Origin of the sequence: Fundidesulfovibrio agrisoli, assembly GCF_022808715.1 — a bacterium.
Taxonomy (GTDB): Bacteria; Desulfobacterota; Desulfovibrionia; order Desulfovibrionales; family Desulfovibrionaceae; genus Fundidesulfovibrio; species Fundidesulfovibrio agrisoli.
Genome location: NZ_JAKZKX010000011.1, coordinates 91965 through 114011, shown reverse-complemented (window position 1 = coordinate 114011; position 22047 = coordinate 91965). Strand labels below are relative to the sequence as shown.

19 protein-coding genes are annotated in these 22047 nt (G+C 68.5%); 7 read left to right on the top strand and 12 right to left on the bottom strand.

The window, feature by feature from the left end; genetic code table 11:
- Positions 1 to 5: 5 nt before the first annotated feature.
- The 3 genes from MLE27_RS10165 to MLE27_RS10155 all read right to left on the bottom strand — a co-directional run bounded on the left by MLE27_RS10165 (position 6) and on the right by MLE27_RS10155 (position 3750).
- The gene (locus MLE27_RS10165) at positions 6 to 1907 is read right to left on the bottom strand and encodes a protein-disulfide reductase DsbD family protein (RefSeq protein WP_243311958.1); all 1902 of its coding nucleotides are present in this window, start codon (positions 1905 to 1907) and stop codon (positions 6 to 8) included.
- 99 nt (positions 1908 to 2006) lie between these two features.
- A complete protein-coding gene (locus tag MLE27_RS10160) occupies positions 2007 to 3272 on the bottom strand; it encodes a putative Na+/H+ antiporter (protein WP_243311957.1) in 1266 nt (421 codons plus the stop codon).
- Positions 3273 to 3282: 10 nt separating this feature from the next.
- On the bottom strand, positions 3283 to 3750 hold the full coding sequence (locus MLE27_RS10155; protein WP_243311956.1) for a chemotaxis protein CheX: 468 nt from the start codon (positions 3748 to 3750) through the stop codon (positions 3283 to 3285).
- A 361-nt stretch (positions 3751 to 4111) separates the two neighbouring features.
- Between MLE27_RS10155 and MLE27_RS10150 the strand changes: the two genes are divergently transcribed.
- Positions 4112 to 5209 carry a J domain-containing protein gene (locus tag MLE27_RS10150; RefSeq protein ID WP_243311955.1) on the top strand — a complete coding sequence of 366 codons (1098 nt, stop codon included), beginning with the start codon at positions 4112 to 4114 and terminating at the stop codon, positions 5207 to 5209.
- Positions 5210 to 5461: 252 nt separating this feature from the next.
- Here MLE27_RS10150 and amrA read toward each other — a convergent pair whose 3' ends face one another.
- Positions 5462 to 6016 (bottom strand): AmmeMemoRadiSam system protein A, encoded by a 555-nt coding sequence (gene amrA / locus MLE27_RS10145; RefSeq protein ID WP_243311954.1) that lies wholly within the window; start codon positions 6014 to 6016, stop codon positions 5462 to 5464.
- Positions 6017 to 6185: 169 nt separating this feature from the next.
- Between amrA and MLE27_RS10140 the strand changes: the two genes are divergently transcribed.
- From MLE27_RS10140 to MLE27_RS10125, 4 genes are all read left to right on the top strand, one after another.
- Positions 6186 to 7808 carry a glycosyltransferase gene (locus MLE27_RS10140; protein ID WP_243311953.1) on the top strand — a complete coding sequence of 541 codons (1623 nt, stop codon included), beginning with the start codon at positions 6186 to 6188 and terminating at the stop codon, positions 7806 to 7808.
- A 111-nt stretch (positions 7809 to 7919) separates the two neighbouring features.
- The gene (locus MLE27_RS10135) at positions 7920 to 8774 is read left to right on the top strand and encodes a diguanylate cyclase domain-containing protein (RefSeq protein ID WP_243311952.1); all 855 of its coding nucleotides are present in this window, start codon (positions 7920 to 7922) and stop codon (positions 8772 to 8774) included.
- A 7-nt stretch (positions 8775 to 8781) separates the two neighbouring features.
- The gene (locus MLE27_RS10130) at positions 8782 to 9477 is read left to right on the top strand and encodes a protein phosphatase CheZ (RefSeq protein ID WP_243311951.1); all 696 of its coding nucleotides are present in this window, start codon (positions 8782 to 8784) and stop codon (positions 9475 to 9477) included.
- A 316-nt stretch (positions 9478 to 9793) separates the two neighbouring features.
- Positions 9794 to 10222 (top strand): hypothetical protein, encoded by a 429-nt coding sequence (locus tag MLE27_RS10125; RefSeq protein WP_243311950.1) that lies wholly within the window; start codon positions 9794 to 9796, stop codon positions 10220 to 10222.
- Positions 10223 to 10361: 139 nt separating this feature from the next.
- Here MLE27_RS10125 and aroC read toward each other — a convergent pair whose 3' ends face one another.
- From aroC to MLE27_RS10090, 7 genes are all read right to left on the bottom strand, one after another.
- Positions 10362 to 11417: a chorismate synthase gene (gene aroC / locus MLE27_RS10120; RefSeq protein ID WP_243311949.1), complete on the bottom strand. Its 1056-nt coding sequence runs from the start codon at positions 11415 to 11417 to the stop codon at positions 10362 to 10364.
- A 392-nt stretch (positions 11418 to 11809) separates the two neighbouring features.
- Positions 11810 to 12793 carry an MBL fold metallo-hydrolase gene (locus tag MLE27_RS10115; RefSeq protein ID WP_243311948.1) on the bottom strand — a complete coding sequence of 328 codons (984 nt, stop codon included), beginning with the start codon at positions 12791 to 12793 and terminating at the stop codon, positions 11810 to 11812.
- A gap of 169 nt (positions 12794 to 12962) precedes the next feature.
- Positions 12963 to 15446: an endopeptidase La gene (gene lon / locus MLE27_RS10110; RefSeq protein ID WP_243311947.1), complete on the bottom strand. Its 2484-nt coding sequence runs from the start codon at positions 15444 to 15446 to the stop codon at positions 12963 to 12965.
- Positions 15447 to 15512: 66 nt separating this feature from the next.
- A complete protein-coding gene (gene radC / locus MLE27_RS10105; RefSeq protein ID WP_243311946.1) occupies positions 15513 to 16199 on the bottom strand; it encodes a RadC family protein in 687 nt (228 codons plus the stop codon).
- Positions 16200 to 16301: 102 nt separating this feature from the next.
- Positions 16302 to 17285 (bottom strand): DNA polymerase III subunit delta, encoded by a 984-nt coding sequence (locus tag MLE27_RS10100; protein ID WP_243311945.1) that lies wholly within the window; start codon positions 17283 to 17285, stop codon positions 16302 to 16304.
- Positions 17282 to 17953 (bottom strand): NADPH-dependent FMN reductase, encoded by a 672-nt coding sequence (locus MLE27_RS10095; RefSeq protein WP_243311944.1) that lies wholly within the window; start codon positions 17951 to 17953, stop codon positions 17282 to 17284. Before MLE27_RS10095 ends, MLE27_RS10100 begins: the two co-directional genes overlap by 4 nt.
- Positions 17950 to 18513: a flavodoxin family protein gene (locus MLE27_RS10090; protein ID WP_243311943.1), complete on the bottom strand. Its 564-nt coding sequence runs from the start codon at positions 18511 to 18513 to the stop codon at positions 17950 to 17952. Before MLE27_RS10090 ends, MLE27_RS10095 begins: the two co-directional genes overlap by 4 nt.
- Before the next feature lie 144 nt (positions 18514 to 18657).
- Here MLE27_RS10090 and chrA point away from each other — a divergent pair, with 144 nt between their 5' ends.
- Both chrA and MLE27_RS10080 read left to right on the top strand, forming a co-directional pair.
- Complete coding sequence (gene chrA, locus MLE27_RS10085) at positions 18658 to 19806, top strand: chromate efflux transporter (protein WP_243311942.1); 1149 nt, start codon at positions 18658 to 18660, stop codon at positions 19804 to 19806.
- A 12-nt stretch (positions 19807 to 19818) separates the two neighbouring features.
- Complete coding sequence (locus MLE27_RS10080) at positions 19819 to 20988, top strand: chromate transporter (protein WP_243311941.1); 1170 nt, start codon at positions 19819 to 19821, stop codon at positions 20986 to 20988.
- Positions 20989 to 21225: 237 nt separating this feature from the next.
- Here MLE27_RS10080 and MLE27_RS10075 read toward each other — a convergent pair whose 3' ends face one another.
- Positions 21226 to 21906: an IS1595 family transposase gene (locus tag MLE27_RS10075; protein ID WP_243311940.1), complete on the bottom strand. Its 681-nt coding sequence runs from the start codon at positions 21904 to 21906 to the stop codon at positions 21226 to 21228.
- Positions 21907 to 22047: the final 141 nt, after the last annotated feature.

Genomic DNA, 22047 nt, shown 5'->3' with positions numbered 1-22047 from the left:
CCGCATCACTTCTTCTTGTTCTCTCCGAACGCCTCGCCCATGGCTCGCTCCAGCTGCGAAGCGGTGAAGATGTCGCGCAGCACCACGGGGCTCTGCGCGTCATCCCCTTTGGGGAACAGCGCGGCAACGGGAATGGAGGCCGAGCCCAGCGCGCGCAGCAGGGCCATGGCGGCCGGGTCCTCGCGGGTCAGGTCCACGCGCATGGCCGTGAAGCCGTAGCGCTCCCGCAGGGAGGCGAGCTTGTCCGGGGTCAGCACGGTCTTCTCCAGGGCCTTGCAGGTGGGGCACCAGTCCGCCGTGAAGTCGAGCAGCAGGTACTCCTTGCCCAGGGCCTTGTCGAAGGCGGCGGGGCTGAAGGCGGCCCAGCCCGCGTCCTTGGGGGCGGCGGGCGACAGGGCCCAGAGGCAGGCGGCCACCGTGAGGGCCAGGGCAGCCGCGCGGATGCTCCAGCGGGTGAGCGTGGTCTGGTTCAGGCTGGTCCAGGCTCCCCAGACGTGGCAAGCCACCGCGGTGGCCAGCAGGGCCGCCAGGGCGGGCAGCAGCAGCCCGGTGGGCAGGATGGAGAGGAAATAGAGCACCGTGGCCATGATGACGAACCCGGCGATCTTCTCCAGCCGGGTCATCCAATCGCCCGGCCGGGGCACGAAGCGCACCAGCTCGGGCCGCAGGGCCAGGGCCAGGTAGGGCGAGGCCATGCCCACGCCGATGCCCACGAACACCGCCATCACGACGGGAACCGGCTGCATGAGCGTCCAGGCCAGCACCCCGCCCAGGAACGGGCCGGAGCACGGCGTGGCAAGAAGCGTGGCAAGCAGGCCCGTCACCAGGGCCTGGGCCTTGGGGCTGCGCCCGTGATGGGAGGCGAACTTGAGATCCACCACGGGCAGGTGGAACACCCCGAACAGGGAGAGCCCCATGGAAAACAGCACCACCGCCGCTCCCAGTATCAGCCCGGGCTGCTGGAACAGCTGGCCCCAGGCCAGGCCCGCCAGCCCCAGGATGAGCGCCAGCGCCGTGAAATAGAGCACCACGCCCAGGGCGAAATAGATGTTGTGCTCGCGGATGACGGCGTAACGGTCGCAGTTTTCCCCTTCGCGGCAGGTGGCCAGAAGGCCGGAGAGTTTGAGGCAGGCCACGGGCAGCACGCAGGGCATCAGGTTCAGCAGGAACCCGGCAAGCAGGGCCAGGGGGATTGCCTTGAGGACGCTGTCCACCTCAAGGGCCGGATGCGGCGAGCGCGGGGTGAAGCTCCACTGGGTTGGTGCCTCCCCGGGCGCGGGTTCGGGTTCGCCGGTGGTGGCCTGCACCACGCCGCCGCCGCTGTTCACCAGGCTCTCCAGCAGGGGCCACCAGGGGCGGGAGTCCGCGCGGGGCGGGTCGGGGACCTCGCGGGAGGAGAAGCTGTTCTCCAGGGAGAGGGGCCAGCAGCTGGCGTCGGAGCAGGCCAGCAGGGTCACGCGGACGTCCACTCCGAAGCCCTCGGGCAGCGGGTCGGGCAGCAGGATGAACACCGGGGTCGGCCCGGCGTAGACGTTGACTGTCTTGTCGGCCTCGAAGATGTCGCGCGCTGGCTTGCCGGGCGGATAGAGCACGGGCAGCGGCACGCCCTGGGGGGTGAGCATGGCCTGCACCCGGGTGGGCAGGCCGGTCTCGCCGGGGTCGTTGCCGTAGGTCTTGTAGCCGGACGCGGGGGTCAGCCAGAGCACGGCCACTTTGCCGCGCCCGGGCACGGCGGCCAGCTCCCAGCTCAAGGTCATGGGGGAAGGCTGGCTGTCGGGCTGGGCCAGCCCAGAGGTCGGGGCTGAAGCCGGCGCCGAAGCCGGGGCTGGCGTCTGGGCGCCAAGCGCCAGGGCCGAAAGCTGGGCTGGAATCAGCGCCAGGAGCAGTATCGCGAGTATCTTGAACATGATGGGCTCCAGTTGACCGAACACATACGCCAGCCTCGCCCGCAAGGCAAAGGCCTGTCCGCCGGAGGGCAAGAAAGGCTGGAACGTGACGGCCGGGCCTTAAGGAAGGATCATGAAGGCGGCTGCCGCCACGCACGTGGGCACGAGGGCCCCGGCGAACAGCCACAGCGGGCTGATGACCCCGCCCTTGAAGCCGGCCTTGAGGATGGAGTAGCCCGCCGGGTTGGGGGCGTTGGCGATGACGGTCAGCCCGCCGCCGGTGACCGCGCCTGCCAGCAGGGCGTGTTTGTTGGCGTCGGAGATGTCCGGCACCAGGGTGCCGAGGTAGGTAAGCGCGGCGTTGTCCGTGACGGCAGTGAGCAGGGCCGAACCGACGTAGAGAGCGGAGGCGTCCATGCGTTCGATCAGGGACTGCACCCACCACTGCTGCGGCGGGCCCAGGATCACCAGCCCCGCCAGAAAGACACCCACCAGGAATGCGGGGCGCAGCATCAGCTCGTTCTGGTGCTCGGCGTAGGCGGCCATGAACCCCAGGAACAGCACCAGCACGGCCATGAAGGCCGTGGGGTGGTGCAGCAGGGCCACCAGCAGCACCAGCACCAGCACATGCACGGCGGTGACCCACCCCGGGATCTCCTCGCCTTTGGCTGTGGAGAACTGGATCTCCACCTTGCGCAGACGCTTGGCGAAGAGCAGGGTCACCAGCGCGGCGTTGGCCGCCACGGCCAGGGCGGCCTTCCAGCCGAAGTTGGCGAGCATGTGCCCGGTGCCCCAGCCCCAGGTGGGGGCGCACATGATGACGGGGGGGGCCGCGAAGTGAGTGAGCACGCCGCCGATGGAGACGTTCACGAAGAGCGTGCCCAGCATGGCGTATTTGAGCGGGTCCGGCAGAGGGTGGCGGAAATAGGCCAGGTAGAGGATCAGGGCCGTGACCGTCATGGCGGCGGGTTCGGTGATGAACGAGCCCATGAGCGGCCCCACGGTCAACGCGGTGAGGCACACCGCCTGCCCCCTGGGGAGGGGAAGGCGCCCCGCCAGGGCGAAGATGGCCCTGGAGGAGATGGTCACCACCGGTTTGGCCGAGGCCGCCAGCATGATGGCGAACACGAAGCCCGGTTCGGTGAAGGAAATGGATTCAATGTAGCTCACGGCGCCGGACGGCCCGGAAAACACCGCCAGCAGCACAAGGAACACTGCCGCCCAGAACCCGAAGACGGCCTCCACTTCGCCCAGGAGATGCCACAGCCCGTGGTGAGGGCCGCCGCACTTGGCCTTCTCCATGCACCGCCCGGCCAGGAAGGTGTGCGAGACCGCGCAGGCGAAAGCCGCAGTGCCGAGCGTTGTAGCCAGGATGGAAAGCTGCATGGTGCTGTCGTTACTCGAAGCAGAACTCCACGGTGAATTCGCCGTACGGTGTGCTGAAGGGTATGGCGATCACGGGGCCGGTGGTCACGTGGGTGATGGTGTGGTTGTCCCCGAAGATCACCGTGGGTGTGGAGGCCTGCATGGTCAGCCCCATCTGGGAGAGCCCGGCGCGCGCCTGGCCCGAGATCATGTTGGTGATCTCGCCCACGGCGTCCTTGGCGTCCTGGATGATGTCCTGCACGTCGTCGCCGAGCATGTTCTTGACGATTGCCACCGCGCACTTCTTGCTGAAGGAGATGGAAATGCTGCCGTGCTTGTCCCCGGTGAGGCCGACCACCGCGGAGACGTCGCCAGCGGCGGTGTTGTTTTTCTTCACGTAGGGCTTGCCCGGGGCCGGGTCGAGCATGGCCATGGTGGAGAGGACGTGCTTTGTTGCCTGCACGAACGGCTTGGCGATTTCTGCGTCGGGGGTGCTCATGCGCGGTCCTTGGCTCTGGGGTGCATCGGGGCGGGGTAATGCGAGCCCCCGGCTGAAAAGACTGGCCGGAACGCCCCCCCGCAGCTTTTGAATGTTATCCTCTGAACGTGGCCGGTTCAAGCCATTTTTGAGCACCCTCCCAGGCCCGGCGCGGCCTTGGTGTTGGCCGCCATCCTTGCCATTCGGCCCCGGGTGGTGTAGCGAAACTTAAAGCGGCGGTGCGGCGTGCGATACCGCCGCCCCAACACCCCAAGCAGGCCGGTGCATACCGGCGCTCACCGCGAACAGCATGCAGCAGACCAGCCAACATACCTCATCCGCCAGGAACCGGGCCACCGGGTATTCCGACGCAGATTGGGGTGTGCTGGAGAAACGCCTCACCGACACCCGGGACATGCTGCGCGACATCCTGCACCACCTGCGCAAGGTGCTGGACAGCCTCCGCTCCGCCGGGGAACACTACCAGAGCGCCGGACGCGCCTGGCGGTCCGCCCAGTCCGGTGGACGGCCCGGGCATCGGTCCAGCGGCTCCGCCGCCGGTGCCCGCAAAACCACAGGAGCCGCCGGCTCCCGCGCGCAATCCGCCCAGGGCTCCACCACCCGCCAGACGACTTTCCGCTCCGCCCAAACCAGCCAGCAGACCAGCCAGCAGGCCACCGGCCAGACCGCCTACTCCTCCGCCAAGAGCGCGACGGGGGGCAAGCCCGGCGCAGCCACCAGCGGCGCGGGGGCGCGCTTCTCCGCCAAGGCGGACGCTTCCGGCCCGTTCCAATCTTCCAGGATCTTCCAGAACGGCCAGGCAGGCCAGAACAGCCAATCCGACCAGACGGGCCATACGGGCGCCTCGGGCCAGTCCGCCCGGACGGGCCAGGCAGGCTCGGCCTTCACCGGCAAGGCCGGGGCCAGCTTCGCGGGCGACCCCGGGGCGAACGCGGCCGGAGCACGCTACTACTCCACCGGGCAGGACAGGCAGGCCGGTTCAGGGTTCTCCTGGAGCACGCGCGGCAAGGAGCGTGCCGCATCGGCCGGGCAGGCCGCCGGCGGGCACTCTTCCGGCGGAGCGAGTTTCGGCGCGGGCCGCCAGGGGGCCTCGTCGCAGGCCCGCGGTTCAGCCCAGAGCGGCCAGCAGCGCGCCCAGCAGGCCCGCACCGAGCAGGAGAGCCGCCACCGCACCACGGGGCCGGGCGGGGGCTCCAGCTACCAGGACTACCGGCAGCGCAGCCACAAGTCGCCCCTGGGTAACGGCAGGATGACCCTGACCCAGGCCTGCGCCCTGCTCTGCCTGACCTACCCCTGTTCCGCCGACGAGGTGAAGGCCGCCTACCGCAAACAGGCCCGCCGCCACCACCCGGATCTGGGCGGCGACGAAGAAATGATGAAGGCCGTGAACCAGGCCTACGAGATGGCCCTCTCCTGGTGTTCGCCCCTGCGCGGCAAGGCCGCCACCTGGGCCGCCTGAGGCCTCGCCGTCCCTTCAGCCAGCCAAACGCCCGTCATGCACGGCACAGGCCGCCCGAGAGCGGCCAGTATTGTTTTACGCCCCTTGCAGGCCATTCGCTTATTTCCCGGCCATTCCCGCCCGGACGATCCCGCGCCGCATGCCTCACCCACACGCTCCGTCCGGAGTGTTCCCGGCCATCTTGGCCTGGCCCGATGGCTTGGACCGCCCGCCTGGGCTGCCCGCCTGGGCTGCATGCCCGGCCGCGGCCGCCTAGAACACTTCAGCCTCGAACCAGTAGATGTGCGTCCTGGGCGAACGCCAGGCTTCGGGGTCCAGCCCGGCCTTGCGGCAGGTCTGGGCCAGGAAGGTGTACTTGTCCCAGTTCCAGTCCACGGGCACCTGGGGCAGCAAGAGCCCCTGCCTGTGCCCTTGCACCATGATGAGCCCGTGGCGGCCCACCTCCACCAGTTCGGGGTCGGGGCAGGGGGTCACCGGCCCCAGGATGGAGATCTCCACCTCCACCTCCTCGAACTCTCGCCTGGTCAGGGGCGGGAAGCGCGGATCCTCGAAGGCGGCGGAGACCGCCATGTTGCCGATGGTCTCCCACAGGGGCTTGTCCGCCATGATGTGCCCGATGCAGCCCCGCAACCCCCCGGCGATGTTCAGGGTCACGAAGGCTCCGTAGGGCTCCTTCAGGCGCTCCGTGGGCGGCGGCGGGGGGCACCAGCCCGTCTGCCCCTCCAGCCGGGCGGCGATGGCGTCCCGCACGAGGTGCTTCAGGGCGTTCTTTTCCACGGTGCTCAGCGTGAAGCGGAAGGGTTCCATGGGCTGCTCCTTGTTTAGGGGCGGTCATAGCACCTCGCGCGGCTTCTTGCCAGCGGAGGGCGCAGGAGGCTGGCGCGGCGGGCGCAAGCCGGTTATCGTGGCCCGGGCGGCCCGCCTGGCCTGACCTGACCTGGCCCGGCCCGCCACACCGCACCCGCGCGGGGAGCGCATGCACGACATCCTCGACCTCGACACCCTGCCCGAGCCGCTGCGCTACGGGCTGGCCCTGGGCGGCGCAGGCCGCAGGCACCTCACGGACATGGCCCGGGCCGCCCTGGCCCGGCCGGAGACCGCGCGCCTGGGCCTGGACCTCGCCCTGGCCGCCTGGGAGGCCGCGCCCCTGGACGGGGCCATGGCCCGCCTCCTCCAGGACATGGACGCCCGCATGCCCTTCCTGGAGCGCGGGGTGCGCCAGGCCGTGCGCGCGGCGGCCTCGGGCTGGCATCCCCCGGCGGACGTCTCCGCCCTGGCGGCCCTGGCCCAGCGCCGCGACCACGACGCCCTGCGCGCCCTGCTGGAGCGGCGCATGGCCGCCGAACCCGCCAACCTGTTCTGGCGGCAGCACGCCCTGGACCTGGCCTATTTGCTGGCCGACTGGGACTGGGTGGCCCGCATGCTCCACGCCCGCTGGCCCGAGCCCCTGGAGCCCGCCCGCACCCTCGTCCGGGCGGACATGCACTTCCAGACAGGCGAACCCGGCGTGGCGGCGAAGCTCTACCAGGGCGTCACGCAGCTCCGGCCGGCCCGGTTCCGGCTGGGAACCTGCCACTTCCTCCTAGGGGAGGACCGCCAGGCTCAGGATCAGTGGCGCAAGGCCCTGGAGCGCGCCCCCTGGAACGCGAGCATTCTTCTCAGGCTCCACGACTGCCTCACGGGGCTGGACCGCCCCGGCCGGGACGCCCTCCCCGGCGGGGTCTGCGTGTGCCTCTACACCTGCGGCCGCGCCGCCGAGGTGGACGCCACCCTGGCCGCGCTCTTCGAGTCCTCCCTGGAGGGGGCGCGGGTGCTGGCCCTGGACAACGCCAGCCCCGCCGACACCGCCGGGGTGCTCAGAAGCTGGCGTGACCGCTCCTCCGGCCGCCTGGAGTTGGTGGAGCTGCCCGTGAACATCGGGGCTCCGGCCGCGCGCAACTGGCTCAAGCGCCTCGCCGGGGAGTCGGGCCTCGCCTTCACGGCCTACCTCGACGACGACGCCCTGGTGCCGCCCGACTGGCAGGCCAGCTTCGCGGACGCGGTGCGCGCCTACCCCCAGGCCGGGGTCTGGGGCTGCAAGGTGGTGGACCTGGCCGCGCCCTGCCGGGTGCAGCACGCGGACGTGAACCTGCTCCCCCCCGGCCAGGGCACGCGGCCCGAGTTCGCGGCCCTGTGCGCCCAGGAGCTGGATTTCGGCCAGTTCGACGCCCTGCGCCCCTGCCTCTCGGTGACGGGCTGCTTCCACCTGTTCCGCACCGAACGCCTGCTCGAAGCGGGAGACTTCGACATCCGCTTCTCCCCCACCCAATACGACGACCTGGACCACGACCTGCGCCGGGCCCGGTCCGGCTCCCTGGCGGCCTGCCAGGCCCACCTGCGCGTGCGCCACGCCCGGCTCTCGGGCTCCCTGGCCCACCGCGACGCAGTGGCCACGGCCAACGGAGAGGGCAACATGCTCAAGCTGGCGGCCAAGCATCCGCCCGAGCGCCTGGGCAGCGTGGTGGCGGCAACGGCGGCGGCCCTCCTGGCCGACCTCGACCTCAAGGCGAGGCGCGTCCGGCGCATCCTGGAAGCCAGGGAGGCCGAAAGCGATGCCTGAGCAAAATTCATGACGATTTCGCCACGTTGCAGCAAATAACCAATCCCTGATTGCGACCACGGGGAAAATAAGCCATCATCGTTTCGCCGGATGTCTCCGGCTGGAGCTGTCATGTCCACCAGGGACGTTCTCGACCTGAGCTTCGACCCCGCCTGCCTGACCGATTCGGCCGGCCGCCTGCTGCACGTGAACGACGCCTTCGGCGATCTGTTCGGTTGCGGCGCCTCCCAGGCGGAGGGCCGGTCCCTCGCGGACGTTCTGGGGCAGGCCGGGGCCGACCAACTGCTGGGCGGCGCGGGCTCCGGCCCCCGGGTGCTCAAACGGCTGGTGGTCAACGCCGCGGGCGGCGAGCCGGTGGTCCTCGAAGCCCGGGGCATGCGCCTGCGGAGCGGTGAGGCCGCCATCTTCCTGCGCCCCAGGATCGGCTTCGCCGAGACGGGCGACGCCGAGCACATGGCCCTGCATGACGCCCTCACCGGCCTGCCCAACAGGGTCCTCCTGCTGGACCGCATGCGCCAGACCATGGCCAGGGTGGCCCGCCACAACGATTTCGCGGCCGTGATCTTCATCGACCTCGACGGGTTCAAGCCCGTGAACGACACCTACGGCCACGACTGCGGCGACCACGTGCTGCGCACCGTGGCCGCCCGCCTGCAGGAGGTCGTGCGCGGCGCGGACACGGCGGCGCGCATCGGCGGGGACGAGTTCGTCATGGTGCTGGGCGAGCTGCGCAACGGCCTGCACGCCGGGCTCACCGCCAACCGGATCATCAAGTCCGTCACCCAGGCCATCCCCTGGCGCGGCGGCAGCGTGTTCGTGAGCGCGAGCCTGGGCATCGCCGTGGCCCCCACGGACAGCATCGTCCCGGAGGAGTTGTTGAACCAGGCCGACGAGGCCATGTACGTGGCCAAGAAATCCGGAAAGAACGGGTATTGTTTCGCCAACGAGTCCAGCTACTTCGAGTGAGGCTTACATGTTGGATGGCCCTGAACTGGACGCTCTCGCCGCACGCCTGGCCCTGGCGCTGAAACCGGCCATCCGGGACGCCGCCCGCGATGCCGTGCGCGATGAGCTGGCCAAGCGCCAGCAGCCCGAGATGACCGGGGAGGACTTCTTCCAGCGCCTCAACCAGGAGATCATGGGCCGCCTGGGCGACATCTACCGTGAAATCTCCAGCTTCCAGAGCCCGCCCTCTCCGGCCAACGGCAACCACGAGCACGTGGCCCAGGCTGGCGAGCTCATGGCCGAAGCTTCCCACCGTCTCGACCAGGTCATCCAGGCCACGGAGAAGGCCACCTTCGAGATCATCGAACTGGTTGAGCGCAACATGCACGTCCCGGACGAGCTGATCTCCATCCTGCGCCAGAGCCAGTGCGACCCGGCCAGCAAGGACAAGGCCGAGGCCCTGTGCGCCAAGCTCTCCAACGACATGGTGGCGATCATGACCTGCCTCTCCTTCCAGGACCTGACGGGCCAGCGCATCAAGCGCGTCATCGACATGCTGGGCAAGGTGCGCGACATGGTGGCGGACCTCTATCTTTCGGCGGGCATCCTGGTGAAGGCCAAGGAGAAGGAGCCGGACCAGCCCCTGGAGCAGCTCAAGAAGGACGCCAAGGCCAAGGTGTCGCAGTCCGAGGTGGACGACCTGCTGGCCCAGCTGAACCTGTAGCAGGCCGCCCCTGCTCACGGCACGCGAAGCGGAAAGGGAGTCCGGAGGGTCGAAGGCCCTTTGGCCGCCGGAGGCTCCCTCCTCCGTTCCGGCCCTCCCATTCAGGATGAACGCCTGCACGGTCGCCATATTTTGGTCGCGGTGAGCTATAGCGGCTTCGGCAGTGGTCTCTCCAGGGCCGAAGCCGAGACAAGCAGGATGCCTCCGGCGGCCAAAGGGAGTTCCTCCCTTTGGAATCCCATATGATTACGCACTGGTATGCGGGCATCCGGACGGATGCCCGGACAAATCGGAACGAGAGAAAAAGGGAGAGGACGTGAGCGAAGCGAACGAGCGCAACGAGATGCCCAAGCGCCCTGTGGAGCCCGGCATCGGGGCGGTGATCCTTTTCGGCTCCATGGCTGTCGCCTACGCGGCAGCCTGGCTGGGCTGGACCCTGTTCCCCTTCCCGGAGGGGGCCTTCACCCGCCTGCCCTCCCCGCCCACCAGCCAGGGGGCCTGGCTGATCCTGTCGGGGTGGCTGTTGTTCCCCGTGCTCTACGGCGCGGCCCTGCTGCGCATGACCATAGGAGTGGCCCCCGAACGCATGGCCTGGGCCTTCGGCGGAGTGACCTACTTCCTGCAGTGCGCGGCCGAGTTCAGCGCGCGCGACGAAATCACCTTGTGGCCGGAGCTGCTGAGCACCGCCCTGGCCTCCATGGTGGTCTATTTCCTGGCCAAGAAGCACGCCCCCGGGGGGGACTAACCCCTCGGCAAACCGCCAAGGGAGGCCATCCTTCCGGCCTGCCCGAAAAAACCGCAAGCCAGGACAAAAGAACGAACCCGCTGCGTAGGCATCCTGCGCAGCGGGTTCGGCTTTTTTCGAGGGAATTTTCTACAGGCCGCTAGACGCCGCGCCCCGAGAGCAGCCAGAAGTCGGCCAGGGTCAGGAGCGTCATGGCCTCCAGCACGGGGTTGATGCGCGGGATGGCGCAGACGTCGTGGCGTCCCGGTATGCGCACGGTGACGGCCTCGCCGGAGGTGTTCACGGTCTGCTGTTCCTTGCCCACCGAGGGGATGGGCTTCACGGCGCAGCGGGCCACGATCATCTGCCCGGAGCTGATGCCGCCCAGGATGCCCCCGGCCCGGTTGGAGGCGAAGCCCTCCGGGGTCATGGCGTCGTTGTTCTTGGAGCCGTAGTTGCGCGCGGCCTGGATGCCCTCGCCGATCTCCACGGCCTTCACCGCGCCCACGCCCATGAGCGCGTAGGCCAGGCGGGCGTCCAGCTTGTCGAACACGGGCTCCCCCAGCCCCGCGGGGACGCCGAAAGCGTTCACGCAGACGATGCCGCCCACCGAGTCCCCTTCGGCGTGCACCAGGCGCACGCGGTCTTCCCAGATGTCCACCACGTAGTCGTCCGGGGCGTAGAACGGCCGCGAAGGCGCGCCGGGGATGTCCATGCACTGGGCCGGGATGTCGCCCAGCTCCTTCGTGTAGGAGGAAACCAGCACTCCGTGGCGGGCCAGAAGCTGGCGGGCCACCTCGCCGCCCACCACGCGCGCGGCGGTCTCCCTGGCGGAAGCCCGTCCTCCGCCGCGATAGTCGCGGACGCCGTACTTCGCCTGGTAGGTGAAGTCGGCGTGGCCGGGGCGGAAGATGTCCTTGATGTCGGAGTAGTCCCTGGAGCGCTGGTCCTTGTTCTCGATGACGAAACCGATGGGAGTTCCCGTGGTCACGCCTTCGAACACGCCGGAGAGCAGGCGCACGGCGTCCGGCTCCTTGCGGGCCGTGGAGCCTGGCGTGCCTTGGCCGGGCCTGCGTTTGTCCAGGCCCTGCTGGATCATTTCTTCCGTCAGGGGCAGGCCGGCGGGGCAGCCGTCGATGACGCCGCCGAGCGCAGGGCCGTGGGATTCGCCGAACGTGGTGAGCCTGAAAAGGCGTCCGAAGGTGTTTCCGCTCATGGGCGGGCACGCTACCCCAGAGCGGGGGGACGCCGCAAGGCGCAATCGGCGGGCAGGAGAAGATTACAGCCTGGATATCAATCCATGCGGAGTATTTACAGATCCATCATTCACCGATATCATTTTTCGGCGGTCGTATCCGGTCATTCCATAGGCTTTGACCCCTCGAGGGCCGCCTGCCCACTCAGCATATTCACCGGGCCGCGGAGACTCTCCGCGCCCCCAGGCATCGGGCCCGGGTCAAATGGACGGCTTTGCTCCAGCGGTTGCGCGCACATCTCGCCGGGAGCGTTCATCCAGTTGACCCGGGTCTTACAGTTTCTGACATGTCGGTTCGTCCGCCCACTGCCCGGAGGGTCCCCCTCCGGGCTTTTTTACATCCTGCCCCCCGCTCAGGGCATGGGCGCGTATTCCACCGGCACCCAGGCGTAGCCGCCGCCCGTTTTGAGCACGTGCCCGATGCCCGGGAAAGGCAGGTGCAATCCCGCCACCCAGCAGCCTTCCGAGGCCGCCTCAGCCAGCACGCGCTTGCGCGCGGCCACGGCCTTGGCCTGGTCCGTGTCGAACTCGATGGCGATGCGCGGTTTGGCGAACTGGGTGGCGTGGCTGTGGATAACGTCGCCCCACACCAGCATGGCCTGCCCCTTGGAGCGCAGCATGACCCCGCAGTGCCCCGGGGTGTGCCCGATCAGATCCACCGCGGTGAGGCCGGGGAGGATCTCGTCGCCCGGGGCGAAGGTTCTGTATTTTCCGGCCGCCTTGTACGGGGCCGTGACCTTGCGGGCCAGCTCGAAGCGGGGGCGCTTGTCCTGCGGCTGGGTGGCGGGGTCGGTTTCGACCCAGTAGGCCGCTTCGGGGGCCGCGATGAAGAGCGTGGCGTTGGGGAACGCGGCCGCGCCCTGGGCGTCCACCAGGCCGCCCAGGTGGTCGCGGTGGCCGTGGGTCAGCAGCACGGCGTCCACCTGCTCAGGGGCGTAGTCGGCGGCGCGCATGGCCTCCGGCAGATGCCCGGCCTTGGGGCCCATGAAGGAGCCGCCGCCCGCGTCGATGAGCACCAGGTTGGCCCCCGTGTGCACCAGGTAGGCGTTGATGGCGGTCTGCATTCCGCCGTCGGCGGGCGCGAAGACCCGCTCCAGCGTGCGCTGGGCCTCCTCGGTCTTGACGCCCTTGAGGTATTCGACGGGGATCTTGGTCATGCCGTCCAGCAGCGCGGTGACCTCGAAATCCCCGAGCATCATCCGGAAATACCCGGGAGCCTGGGTCTTGACCTGCGCGGGCGGCCCGGCGATGGCCGACTGGGCGAGCCCAAGGGCCGCGCAGAGCAGGCTCAGGGCCGTGATGTTTCTCCACGAATGCTTGCGGGGCTGGGCGGGCATGGATTTCCTCCTGCGGGAGCGGTTGTGGCCGGGCGGGACCGGCATGGTCCTTATTTGCAGCCTTCGGGCGGCGATGTCGAGCAGGCACCGTGGCGTTACCGCTGGAAAGAAAAACGGCCCGGAAGGAGCGCTCCTTCCGGGCCGTTCGCCGTTTCTCATTCTTCGGGGGCTAGGCCTTCTTTTCAGCCTTCGCCTCATCCTTCTTCGCGGGCTTCTCGGCCTTGGCCTCATCCTTCTTGGCGCAGGCCAGGGGCCAGACCTCGTCGATCATCTCGATGAGCTGCACCTTGATGCGTCCGCGCAGTTCGGCCGGGATGTCCTGCAGGTCCTTTTCGTTGCGGGCCGGGATGAGCACCCGCTTCATGCCCGCGCTCACCGCCGCCAGGATCTTCTCCTTGATGCCGCCCACGGGCAGCACGCGCCCGCGCAGGCTTATCTCGCCGGTCATGGCCACGTCGTTGCACACGGGCGTGTTGGTCAGCGCGGAGATGAGCGCCGTGACCAGTGTCACGCCGGCCGAGGGGCCGTCCTTGGGGGTGGCGCCCGCGGGCACGTGGATGTGGACGTCGTGCTTCTCCAGGAAGGCCGGGTCGATGCCCAGCTTGTCCGAGCGGGAGCGCGCGTAGGACATGGCCGCCTGCGCCGACTCCTTCATCACCTCGCCCAGCTTGCCGGTCATGATGAGCCCGCCCTTGCCGGGCATGGTGGTCACCTCGATGTGCAGGATCTCGCCGCCCACCGGGGTCCAGGCCAGGCCCACGGCCACGCCGGGGGGCAGCTCGCGCTCGGTCTGCTCGTCGAGGAAGCGCGGAATGCCAAGGAGCTTGGGCAGCAGCCTGGCCGTGACCTTGAAGGGCGGCTTCTCGCCCTCGGCCTTGCGCCGGGCCAGCTTGCGGCAGATGGTGCCCACCTCGCGCTCAAGGTTGCGCAGGCCCGCCTCCCGCGTGTACTCGCGGATGGCCTTGGCCAGTACAGTGTCGTTCATCTCCACGTCATCGGGCTTGAGGCCGTTCTCCTTGATCTGGCGGCCCAGGATGTACTTGCGGGCGATCTTGACCTTCTCCTGCTCGGTGTAGCCCGGAATGCGGATCACCTCCATGCGGTCCAGCAGGGGGCCGGGGATGGTGTCGAGCATGTTGGCCGTGCAGATGAACATCACCTTGGAGAGGTCGTAAGGCACGCCGAGATAATGGTCCTGGAAGGAGAAGTTCTGTTCCGGGTCCAGCACCTCGAGCAGGGCCGAGGTCGGGTCGCCCCGGTAGTCGGAGCCCACCTTGTCGATCTCGTCGAGCATGATCACGGGGTTGCGCGTGCCCGCCGACTTGATGGACTGGATCAGGCGGCCCGGCATGGCCCCGATGTAGGTGCGCCTGTGGCCCCGGATCTCGGCCTCGTCGCGCATGCCGCCAAGGGACATGCGCACGAACTTGCGGCCCAGGGCCCGCGCGATGGAGCGGCCCAGGCTGGTCTTGCCCACGCCCGGAGGCCCCACGAAGCAGAGGATGGGCCCCTTCATCTTGGGGTTCAGCTTGCGCACGGAGAGGTACTCCAGGATGCGCTCCTTGACCTTCTCCAGGCCGTAGTGGTCGTCCTGGAGGATCTGGTTGGCCTCCTTGATGTCCAGCCGGTCCTTGGACATGCGCTTCCAGGGCAGGTCGGTGATCCAGTCCAGGTAGGTGCGGATCACCGAGGCCTCGGAGGAGTCCTGGTGCATGGTGGAGAGCCGCTTGAGCTGTTTCTCGGCCTCGGCCTTGACGTCCTTGGGCAGCCCGGCCTTGGCGATGGCCTTGCGCAGCTCGTCGAGCTCCTCGCCCTCCTCCTGGCCTTCGCCCAGCTCGCGGCGGATGGCCTTCATCTGCTCGCGCAGGAAGAAGTCCTTCTGGGCCTTGTCCATGCCTTCCTTGGCCATGGACTGGATCTTGGCCTGCACGGAGGCCACCTCCACCTCCTTGTTGAGCTGGGAGTTGACCAGCTCCAGGCGGGGGACGGGCTCCAGGGTCTCCAGGATCTTCTGGGCCTCCTCCACGCGCATGCGCAGGTTGGAGGCGATGAGGTCGGCCAGGCGGCCCGGCTCGTTCACCGAGTTGAGCACGCTCATGATGTCCGTGGCGGAGATGCCGCGCAGGGAGAGTATCTTCTCGCTCTGCTCGCGGGCTGCGCGCATCAGCGCCTCCTCGCCCACGCCCACCTCGGGGTGTTCGGGCTCCTCCAGCACGGTGACCAGGGCCTCGAGGTGGGGCTCGGTCTTCACGAAGCGGTGCACCTTGGCCCGGGTGAGGCCCTGCACCAGCACCTTGAGCCTGCCGTCGGGCATCTTGAGCATGCGCATGATCATGCCCACGGTGCCGGTTTCGTAGAGGTCCTCGGGCTTGGGCTCGTCGACCTTCTCGTCCTTCTGGGTGAGGATGAGGATATAGCGGTTGGAATTGAGCGCGGCATCCACGGCGGCCACGGATTTCTCCCGGCCGACGAAGAGGGGCAGGATCATATAGTTGAAAACGACGATGTCGCGCACCGGCAGGACCGGCAGCAGGGCGGGAATGTCCAGCTTGGCCTGTTCGGGGCCGGGCACGACGGTCTCTTCGGAGACGGGATGCTCCGAGGGCTCCTCCGGCGCGGCGTCTTGCGGGAAGTCGTTATGTTCGGTGGTCATGGATCACTCCTTGGTGGCTTCGAATGTCCGGGATGGATTCCCGATCCGTCGAGGGCCGAAATCGCGCTACATCAATGAGGCCTTTCTGAAACTGTAAAACTTCTTGTCCGCAACGATCACGTGGTCGAGGAGCTTCACCCCCAGCCCGTGGGCCGCCAGCTTGACCTGGCGGGTTATCTCCACGTCGGCGTTGGAGGGCTTGGGGTCGCCGCTGGGGTGGTTGTGCACCATCACCAGCCCGGCGGCCTGCCGGTTCAGGGCCAGGGCCAGCACCTCCCGGGGGTAGACCGGGGTCTGGTCCACGGTGCCCCGGCTCACGCGCTCCCAGCCGAGAACCCGGTTGGAGGCGTCCACCAGCAGCACCCAGAACTCCTCGCCGGTCAGGTGGCCCAGGCGCTCCCTGGCCAGGTCCGCCACGACCTTGGGGTCGTCCACCAGCACGCGCTCGCGCACGTCCTGCTCGCCCAGGCGGGCCAGGAACTCCCTCCAGAGCCCCCAGAACACGTTCAACCCCTCCCCGAAGCCCTCGACCTCCATCAGGTCGGCCTGCCGGGCCTGGTACACCCCCCGCAGGGAGCCGAAGCGCTCCAGCAGGGCCTTGGCCAGGGGCTTGGCGTCGCGCCTGGGGTTGGCGTAGCCCAGCAGCAGTTCAAGGATCTCGTAGTCGGCCAGTGCGCGCGGGCTGTCCTGAAGGCGCTGCTTCAGGCGGCCGCGGTGGCCCAGGTAGTGGGGTTGATTCTTTTGTTTAAGCATAGAAGTGCCCATGCGCAAGCCCCTCGCGCGTTTTTCGGCCGAAGATGATGCGATTGTCCCGTTTGGGCCGCCAATGTCCGGGTTATTTCCTGAAAAGAGCGCTCAGTTGCGGCCCCTGACCCGGGCGAACAGCATATGCAGCTCCGCCACCAGCAGCTCGAGCGCCTGATCCGGGGATTTGCGCCCCGACTTCACCGAGCACTCCGCCTCCATGGCCAGGTCCCACATCTTGGCCAGCCCTGCCGGGCCGAGCCGCCCGGCCATGGGCGTCTTGAGCTTGCGCACGTAGGGGTGGGCCTTGCACTCCGGGTCCTCGTGCAGGAGCTGCCACATCAGGCGGTATTCGCGGGCCAGGATGGCCAGGAACTGGAACAGGAAGCCGTCGTCGCTGGAGAGCTGGTGCCCGAAGACCGTGCGCCAGACCCCGGCCGGGTCGCGCCCCTCTTCAAGGGCCTTGAGGAAGCCGAAGACGTCCAGCTCGGCCTCCACGGGGTTCATGCCCGCCAGGTCGGCCCCGATCTCGCCGTCCACGGCGGCCAGCTCCAGCTTCTCCAGTTCCGCGGAGGCGGCGGCCATGTTGCGCGGCAGAAGCCTCGTCAGCTCGGAGAGCGCCCCCTTGCCGAAGCGCAGGTTGCGGCTCTGGGCCCATTGGCGCAGCAGGGGGCCGAGGGTCTCCTCCGTGAGGCCGGGGGATATCCAGACCCAGCCCTTCTGCTGCCCCACCTTCCAGTAGGGCCTCTCGGCCAGCCCCTTGGGCAGGGTCGGCCCCTTCTTGGGGTCGTGCGGGCCTTCCAGGCAGATCACGGGCCAGGCGTGCTCGTTGAAGCCGGAGAGCGGGCGGGCCAGCTTCTCCCAGAAGTCGGCCCCGAGGCCCTCGGCCCGGCGCAGGACGACCGCCTTGGGCTGTGCGAAAAGGCTCACGGTGGAGAGGGCCTGCCACCAGGCTGAATCGAACTCGTCGGCGTCGCCCCAGAAGACCTGGCGGGCGAAGCCGCCGCCGGAGGCGGCCATGAGCTGCTCCAGCCTGCGTTTGACCATCTCCGGGTCCGGGCAGACCAGAAAAGTGAATCCCGGGCGCTGGCTCATTGCTTCTCGTAGGGTTTCGCGCCCAGGCGCGTGATTGTCCGGCTCTTCCAGGCCAGGGACAGGAAGCCCGACTCGGCCAGGAACAGATAGAGCGGTTTGGGGATCAGTGGTTTGGCCGCAAGCTCCCTGGCCTCCGGCGGCACGGGCCGCCCGTCGGTCAGGGCCTGGGCGGCCATGTCCAGGGCGCGGGCCACGGGGGCGGCCATCCTGCCGCGAGCGGCCAGGGACTGCCCCCCAAGCGCCCCGGAGCCGCCGAAGCCGAGCCCGCCCGCCCACTCCAGCCCGGCCTTGCGGGCGAAGATGCGGCTCACGTCCAGGCAGATGGCGGTGTGCGAGGCCTCGGGGAAGCCGCAGCAGAACAGGGCGCAGAAGCGCTTGGGCTCATCCCCCCGCCAGGGTTCGGCGGCCAGGAACTCCAGGGCCTTGAGCACCTGCGCCGGGGGCGAATCCACGTACACCGGCGCGCTCAACACCACCGTGTCGGCCCAGGCGAAGGCCGCGTGCAGCCTGGCCCTGCCCTCCTGGGCGTCCAGCAGGCCGCTGACGCGCAGGGTCCGCACCTCCGTGGCGAAGTCGAGCGCCGCCATGCGCTCCAGCAGCTCCCGCCCGAGCATCAGGGAGACGCCCCCCGCCCTGGGGCTGCCAGCCAGCAGCAGCACCCGCCTCACTGGAACATCTCCCGCAGGGCGCCGCGGCACACCTGGCGCTGGCGAGCCCACTCGTCCTGCTCCAGCAGCACGGCCCGCTGGGCCGGAGCGTGCAGGTTGTAGGCGTTGTGCTCCACCAGCCGGGCGAACACGCTTTCGGCCTCGGGGTCGGGCTCCGCCAGCCAGCCCACGCCCAGCAGCGCGGGCAGCGACTCGTACCTGGGCCTGTGGCGCGTCAGGCCGGAAAAGGCGAAATGCGGCGACACCAGGCAGACCATGCGGTCCAGCGCCTTCTTGGCTTCCGAGCTCCAGCAGCCGAAGGCCACCGGGGAATAGACCACCAGCAGCTCCGCCCCGGCCACGGCCCGCGCCGCCTCGCAGGAGGCGTCCTCGAAGGGGCAGCGCCCAGGCGTGCCCACCCAGCAGGCGAAGCAGCCCCGGCACGGGGATATGGCCGTGCGGGCCAGCGCGAAGGTGCGCACGGAGCAGCCCTCGTCCGTGAGGGCGCGGCGCAGGGCGTCCAGCCCCTGGCGGCAGGCGTCGTCCTCCGGTGGGGCGGCGTCGAAGAGTATTGTGCGCATGGGCAGGTTGTTGCCGCTTGGGCACGCTTCGTCAATGCCTTATCGCTTCCGCCCCGGCGGGCCGTCGCGCATAAAATACTGTCCGGCCTGTTCACTTTTTCGCCACATGCCCGTATCACGGCTTTTCAGAGACAAGGAGCGATCATGGCCGCACGCGTGAAAGCTTGGGACATATTCAAGGGCTTCTTCGTGGTCGGCGCAACCGCCTACGGGGGGCCGGCCATGATGCCGGCCATGCGCCACGAAGTGGTGGAGAAGCGCGGCTTCGTCACCCGGGAGGACTTCCGCCTGGGCCTGGGCCTCTGCCAGACCATCCCCGGCGGCACCCTCATGCAACTCGCGGCCTACATCGGGCTCAAGCTCGACGGCCTGCCCGGGGCCATCGCCGGTTACCTCGGCTTCTCCTGCCCGGCGTTCCTGCTGATGCTCGGGCTTTCCATGTTCTATACGCAGACCCGGGGCTCGCACTTCTCCCAGGCCGTGTGCGCCGGGCTCAAGGTGGTGGTGCTGGCCATCTGCCTCATGTCCTGCCTGGATTTCATCAAACGCTTCGCGCCCACAAAGCGCCACCAGGCCTTCACCGCGGCGGCCGCCGCCCTGTTCCTGGCCGGGGTGGGCGTTGTGCCCATCGTCTTCGGGGCCGCCCTGCTGGGCCTGTTCGCCCTGGCCCCCGGGCCCGCCCCCGACCTGGGCGAGGGCCAATCCGCCAACGGTGCCTTGCGCCTGGCGGGCTACATGGCCCTGGCCATGGTCCTGGGCATGGGCTTTCTTCTTGCGGTGGACCCGCTGCTCTTCGATCTTGCGGTTTCCATGATAAAGGTGGATATGCTCTCGTTCGGAGGCTTCGGCGTTTTCCCCGTGATGTACGCCGAGGTGGTGGAGCACCGCGCCTGGGTGGACAGCGCCACCTTCATCGAGGGCATGGCCCTGGCCCAGGTGACGCCCGGCCCGAGCCTGCTGGCCTCGGCCTTCATGGGCTACATCGTTCGCGGGATTCCCGGGGCCATTGTGGCATCGGTGGGCATCTTCGCGGCCTCGTTCGTGGTGGTGCTCGCCGCGTCCCACTACCGCGACGCCATCGTGGGCTCGGCCCGAGCCAGGAGCGCCCTGGCCGGGGTTCTGGCCACCCTGGGCGGAATGATCGTGGCGGTCAGCTACGCACTGGCCAAGGCCGTGGACTGGGGCTGGGCCTCAGGCCTGCTGCTCGTCCTCACGCTGGCCGCCCTGACCAAGAAGGTCAATGTCTGTTGGATCGTGCTCGCCGCCGCCGGTTTGAGCCTGCTCCTTTTCTGATTTGAGGTGTACATGACGACCCCTTGCACGCTCCCCCTGCTCTTCAGAATCACCCTGCTCCTGGGCCTGCGCTCCCGCCACCGCCGCCTTGAAACCCTGCTGCGCAACTGTCTGGTGGAGCAGCTCGGCTGGATGTCCGACGCGGACTTCGCCCAGCACGCGGCCATGAGCGCCAACCTCCCCGGCCTGCGCGGCCTCACCCTGGTCTGCGCCTCCGGCATTCACCTGCGCGGCCTGGGCGGAGCCTTGGCGGCCAGCGCGGGCTACATCGGCCCCGGCCTCGTCTGCGCCGCCCTGCTGGCCGGGCTCTGGCACATCCAGGGGGGCGCCCCCTGGTTCGCGGCCGGGCTGCGCGGCGTGCTCGTCGTCTCCCCCGCCATTTGCCTTTACGCGGGGTTGCACATGCTCTTCACCGCCACCGGGCGCAAGCCCCTGGCCTGGGCGCTGGCCGCGGCGGCTGGCCTGCTCTTCTTCATCGGGCTCAAGCCCTTCTCCATGCTCATGGGCGGCGCGGTGCTGGGCGTGCTGCTGACGCCCGACCCGGCCGGCCCGGCCCCCGGAACGGACTGCTGCTGCGAGGCCAAGCCGTACCCCTGGGGCACGGCCCTGGCCGCCGCCCTGCCCCTGGCCGTAGCCGCCGGGCTGTGCGCGCTCCTGGACGCCTCCCTGGGCAGGCTCATGCTCTGGACGGGCAAGGCGGGTCTGTTCTCGCTGGGCGGTTTCGGGCTCTACCCCCTGCTCTTCGCCGACCTGGTGCGCCTGCGCCAGTGGCTCGACCCTGTGCATTTCGCACAGGCCATGACCCTGGTGGACGCGATTCCCGGCCCTTACGGAGGGGGGGCGCTGCTGCTGGGCGCGCGCGCCCTGGGCCTCGGCGGCCTGCTGGCCGCCGCGGCCGGAGCCTTCCTGCCCACGCTCGTCATGGCCGTGGCCGTGCAGCCCGTGCGCGGGGCCGTGGCCGCCTGCAAGTGGGCCCCCAAGGCCCTGGGCGGCGTCTCGGCCGTGCTGGCGGGCCTGTGCCTGGGGCTGGGTGCGCAGCTGATTTCCGTGCTGCAGATGGCCCCCGGCTGGGACACCCTGCGCATCGCCCTGGCGGCGGGCGCGTTCGTCACCCTGCTCATGCGCAACCACCCCGGCATCGTGCTGGGCGCCGCCTTCCTGGCCGGGGCGACGCTGCTGTAGTTCGCGTTTACATTCTAGACTTAAAGCCCATATGGGTTTCCAAAGGGAGTTCCTCCCTTTGGAATCCCTTTCCGCTTCGCAGGGCGGACGGCGAGGCTTTCCCCAAGTCCTGCGCCCCGTGGCGTCCTGTTCGCAGGGTTCGTCTTTCCCATCCCCGCTCCTTCCGCCGTGAACCGTGTCGTCTTCCCCCCTGGCCCCGCGCCGGGCGGCCCCCCGGATATTCTTCAAGGGTCATGACTAGAACAGCGGCCTAGCCCTGACGATTTTCAGGAGGGCTTTGTAGAGGTCTTGCCCCCTGTGGTTGAAACGAAATTCGCATTCCTTCAAGTGCCATAGAAACATGTGCTTTTTCATGCCTCTGAATCGAGCCAACCTCGTTTTGGCATATCCCCAGAAGCTTTCTATCCCATTGATATGATTTCGTCCGTTTGCAAATTCGTTTTCGGCGTGATTCACCCGAAAGTGCTTTTGATATCCCAGGTCAACGAGCCCCCAGTATCCTCGCCAGCCATTTGTGTGGATCACGCTGTCGAGGCCCACTCGGCCACGAATTATGGCCTGAAGGGTCTTGCGGCTGCAATCCGGTACGATCTCAGTATATACCTTTCCTTGACGTTTGAAGATGCCGAAAACTATGGTTTTACAGCCTGCTCCTCGCCCATGTTGACCCTTTACTCTGCGAGGTCCGAAGTAGCTCTCGTCAATCTCCACTTCGCCGAAAACCGGAGATTCCTGCTCACAAAATTCGGCCACCCGCTGCCGGATGGCCGTGAGGTAGCGATTCACGGTATTCCGGTTCAACCCAGCAACTTGGGCGATCTGTGAGGCATCCAAATCAATGGCAAAGAGCTTCACGAGCTGGCGAAATTTCGCCTCTGAAATTTTCGAACGATTTGCGTACTTGTTAGCCCGCTCCATGACTTGAACCTAGCAGGTTTTTGGCCAGCTGTTCTAGTCATGACCCTTCTTCAAATATGTCCGGGGGGCCGCCCGGCGCGGGGCCAGGGGGGAAGACTCCAACCCGACAACTCCCTCATCAGCCGTTATCTCGAACAAACA

Excerpts from the sequence above, each read along its gene's own strand:
- MLE27_RS10165 (WP_243311958.1), bottom strand. The coding sequence starts at position 1,907 with ATGTTCAAGATACTCGCGATACTGCTCCTGGCGCTGATTCCAGCCCAG.
- MLE27_RS10160 (WP_243311957.1), bottom strand. The coding sequence starts at position 3,272 with ATGCAGCTTTCCATCCTGGCTACAACGCTCGGCACTGCGGCTTTCGCC.
- MLE27_RS10155 (WP_243311956.1), bottom strand. The coding sequence starts at position 3,750 with ATGAGCACCCCCGACGCAGAAATCGCCAAGCCGTTCGTGCAGGCAACA.
- amrA (WP_243311954.1), bottom strand. The coding sequence starts at position 6,016 with ATGGAACCCTTCCGCTTCACGCTGAGCACCGTGGAAAAGAACGCCCTG.
- MLE27_RS10140 (WP_243311953.1), top strand. The coding sequence starts at position 6,186 with ATGCACGACATCCTCGACCTCGACACCCTGCCCGAGCCGCTGCGCTAC.
- MLE27_RS10135 (WP_243311952.1), top strand. The coding sequence starts at position 7,920 with ATGTCCACCAGGGACGTTCTCGACCTGAGCTTCGACCCCGCCTGCCTG.
- MLE27_RS10130 (WP_243311951.1), top strand. The coding sequence starts at position 8,782 with ATGTTGGATGGCCCTGAACTGGACGCTCTCGCCGCACGCCTGGCCCTG.
- aroC (WP_243311949.1), bottom strand. The coding sequence starts at position 11,417 with ATGAGCGGAAACACCTTCGGACGCCTTTTCAGGCTCACCACGTTCGGC.
- MLE27_RS10115 (WP_243311948.1), bottom strand. The coding sequence starts at position 12,793 with ATGCCCGCCCAGCCCCGCAAGCATTCGTGGAGAAACATCACGGCCCTG.
- lon (WP_243311947.1), bottom strand. The coding sequence starts at position 15,446 with ATGACCACCGAACATAACGACTTCCCGCAAGACGCCGCGCCGGAGGAG.
- radC (WP_243311946.1), bottom strand. The coding sequence starts at position 16,199 with ATGCTTAAACAAAAGAATCAACCCCACTACCTGGGCCACCGCGGCCGC.
- MLE27_RS10100 (WP_243311945.1), bottom strand. The coding sequence starts at position 17,285 with ATGAGCCAGCGCCCGGGATTCACTTTTCTGGTCTGCCCGGACCCGGAG.
- MLE27_RS10090 (WP_243311943.1), bottom strand. The coding sequence starts at position 18,513 with ATGCGCACAATACTCTTCGACGCCGCCCCACCGGAGGACGACGCCTGC.
- chrA (WP_243311942.1), top strand. The coding sequence starts at position 18,658 with ATGGCCGCACGCGTGAAAGCTTGGGACATATTCAAGGGCTTCTTCGTG.
- MLE27_RS10080 (WP_243311941.1), top strand. The coding sequence starts at position 19,819 with ATGACGACCCCTTGCACGCTCCCCCTGCTCTTCAGAATCACCCTGCTC.
- MLE27_RS10075 (WP_243311940.1), bottom strand. The coding sequence starts at position 21,906 with ATGGAGCGGGCTAACAAGTACGCAAATCGTTCGAAAATTTCAGAGGCG.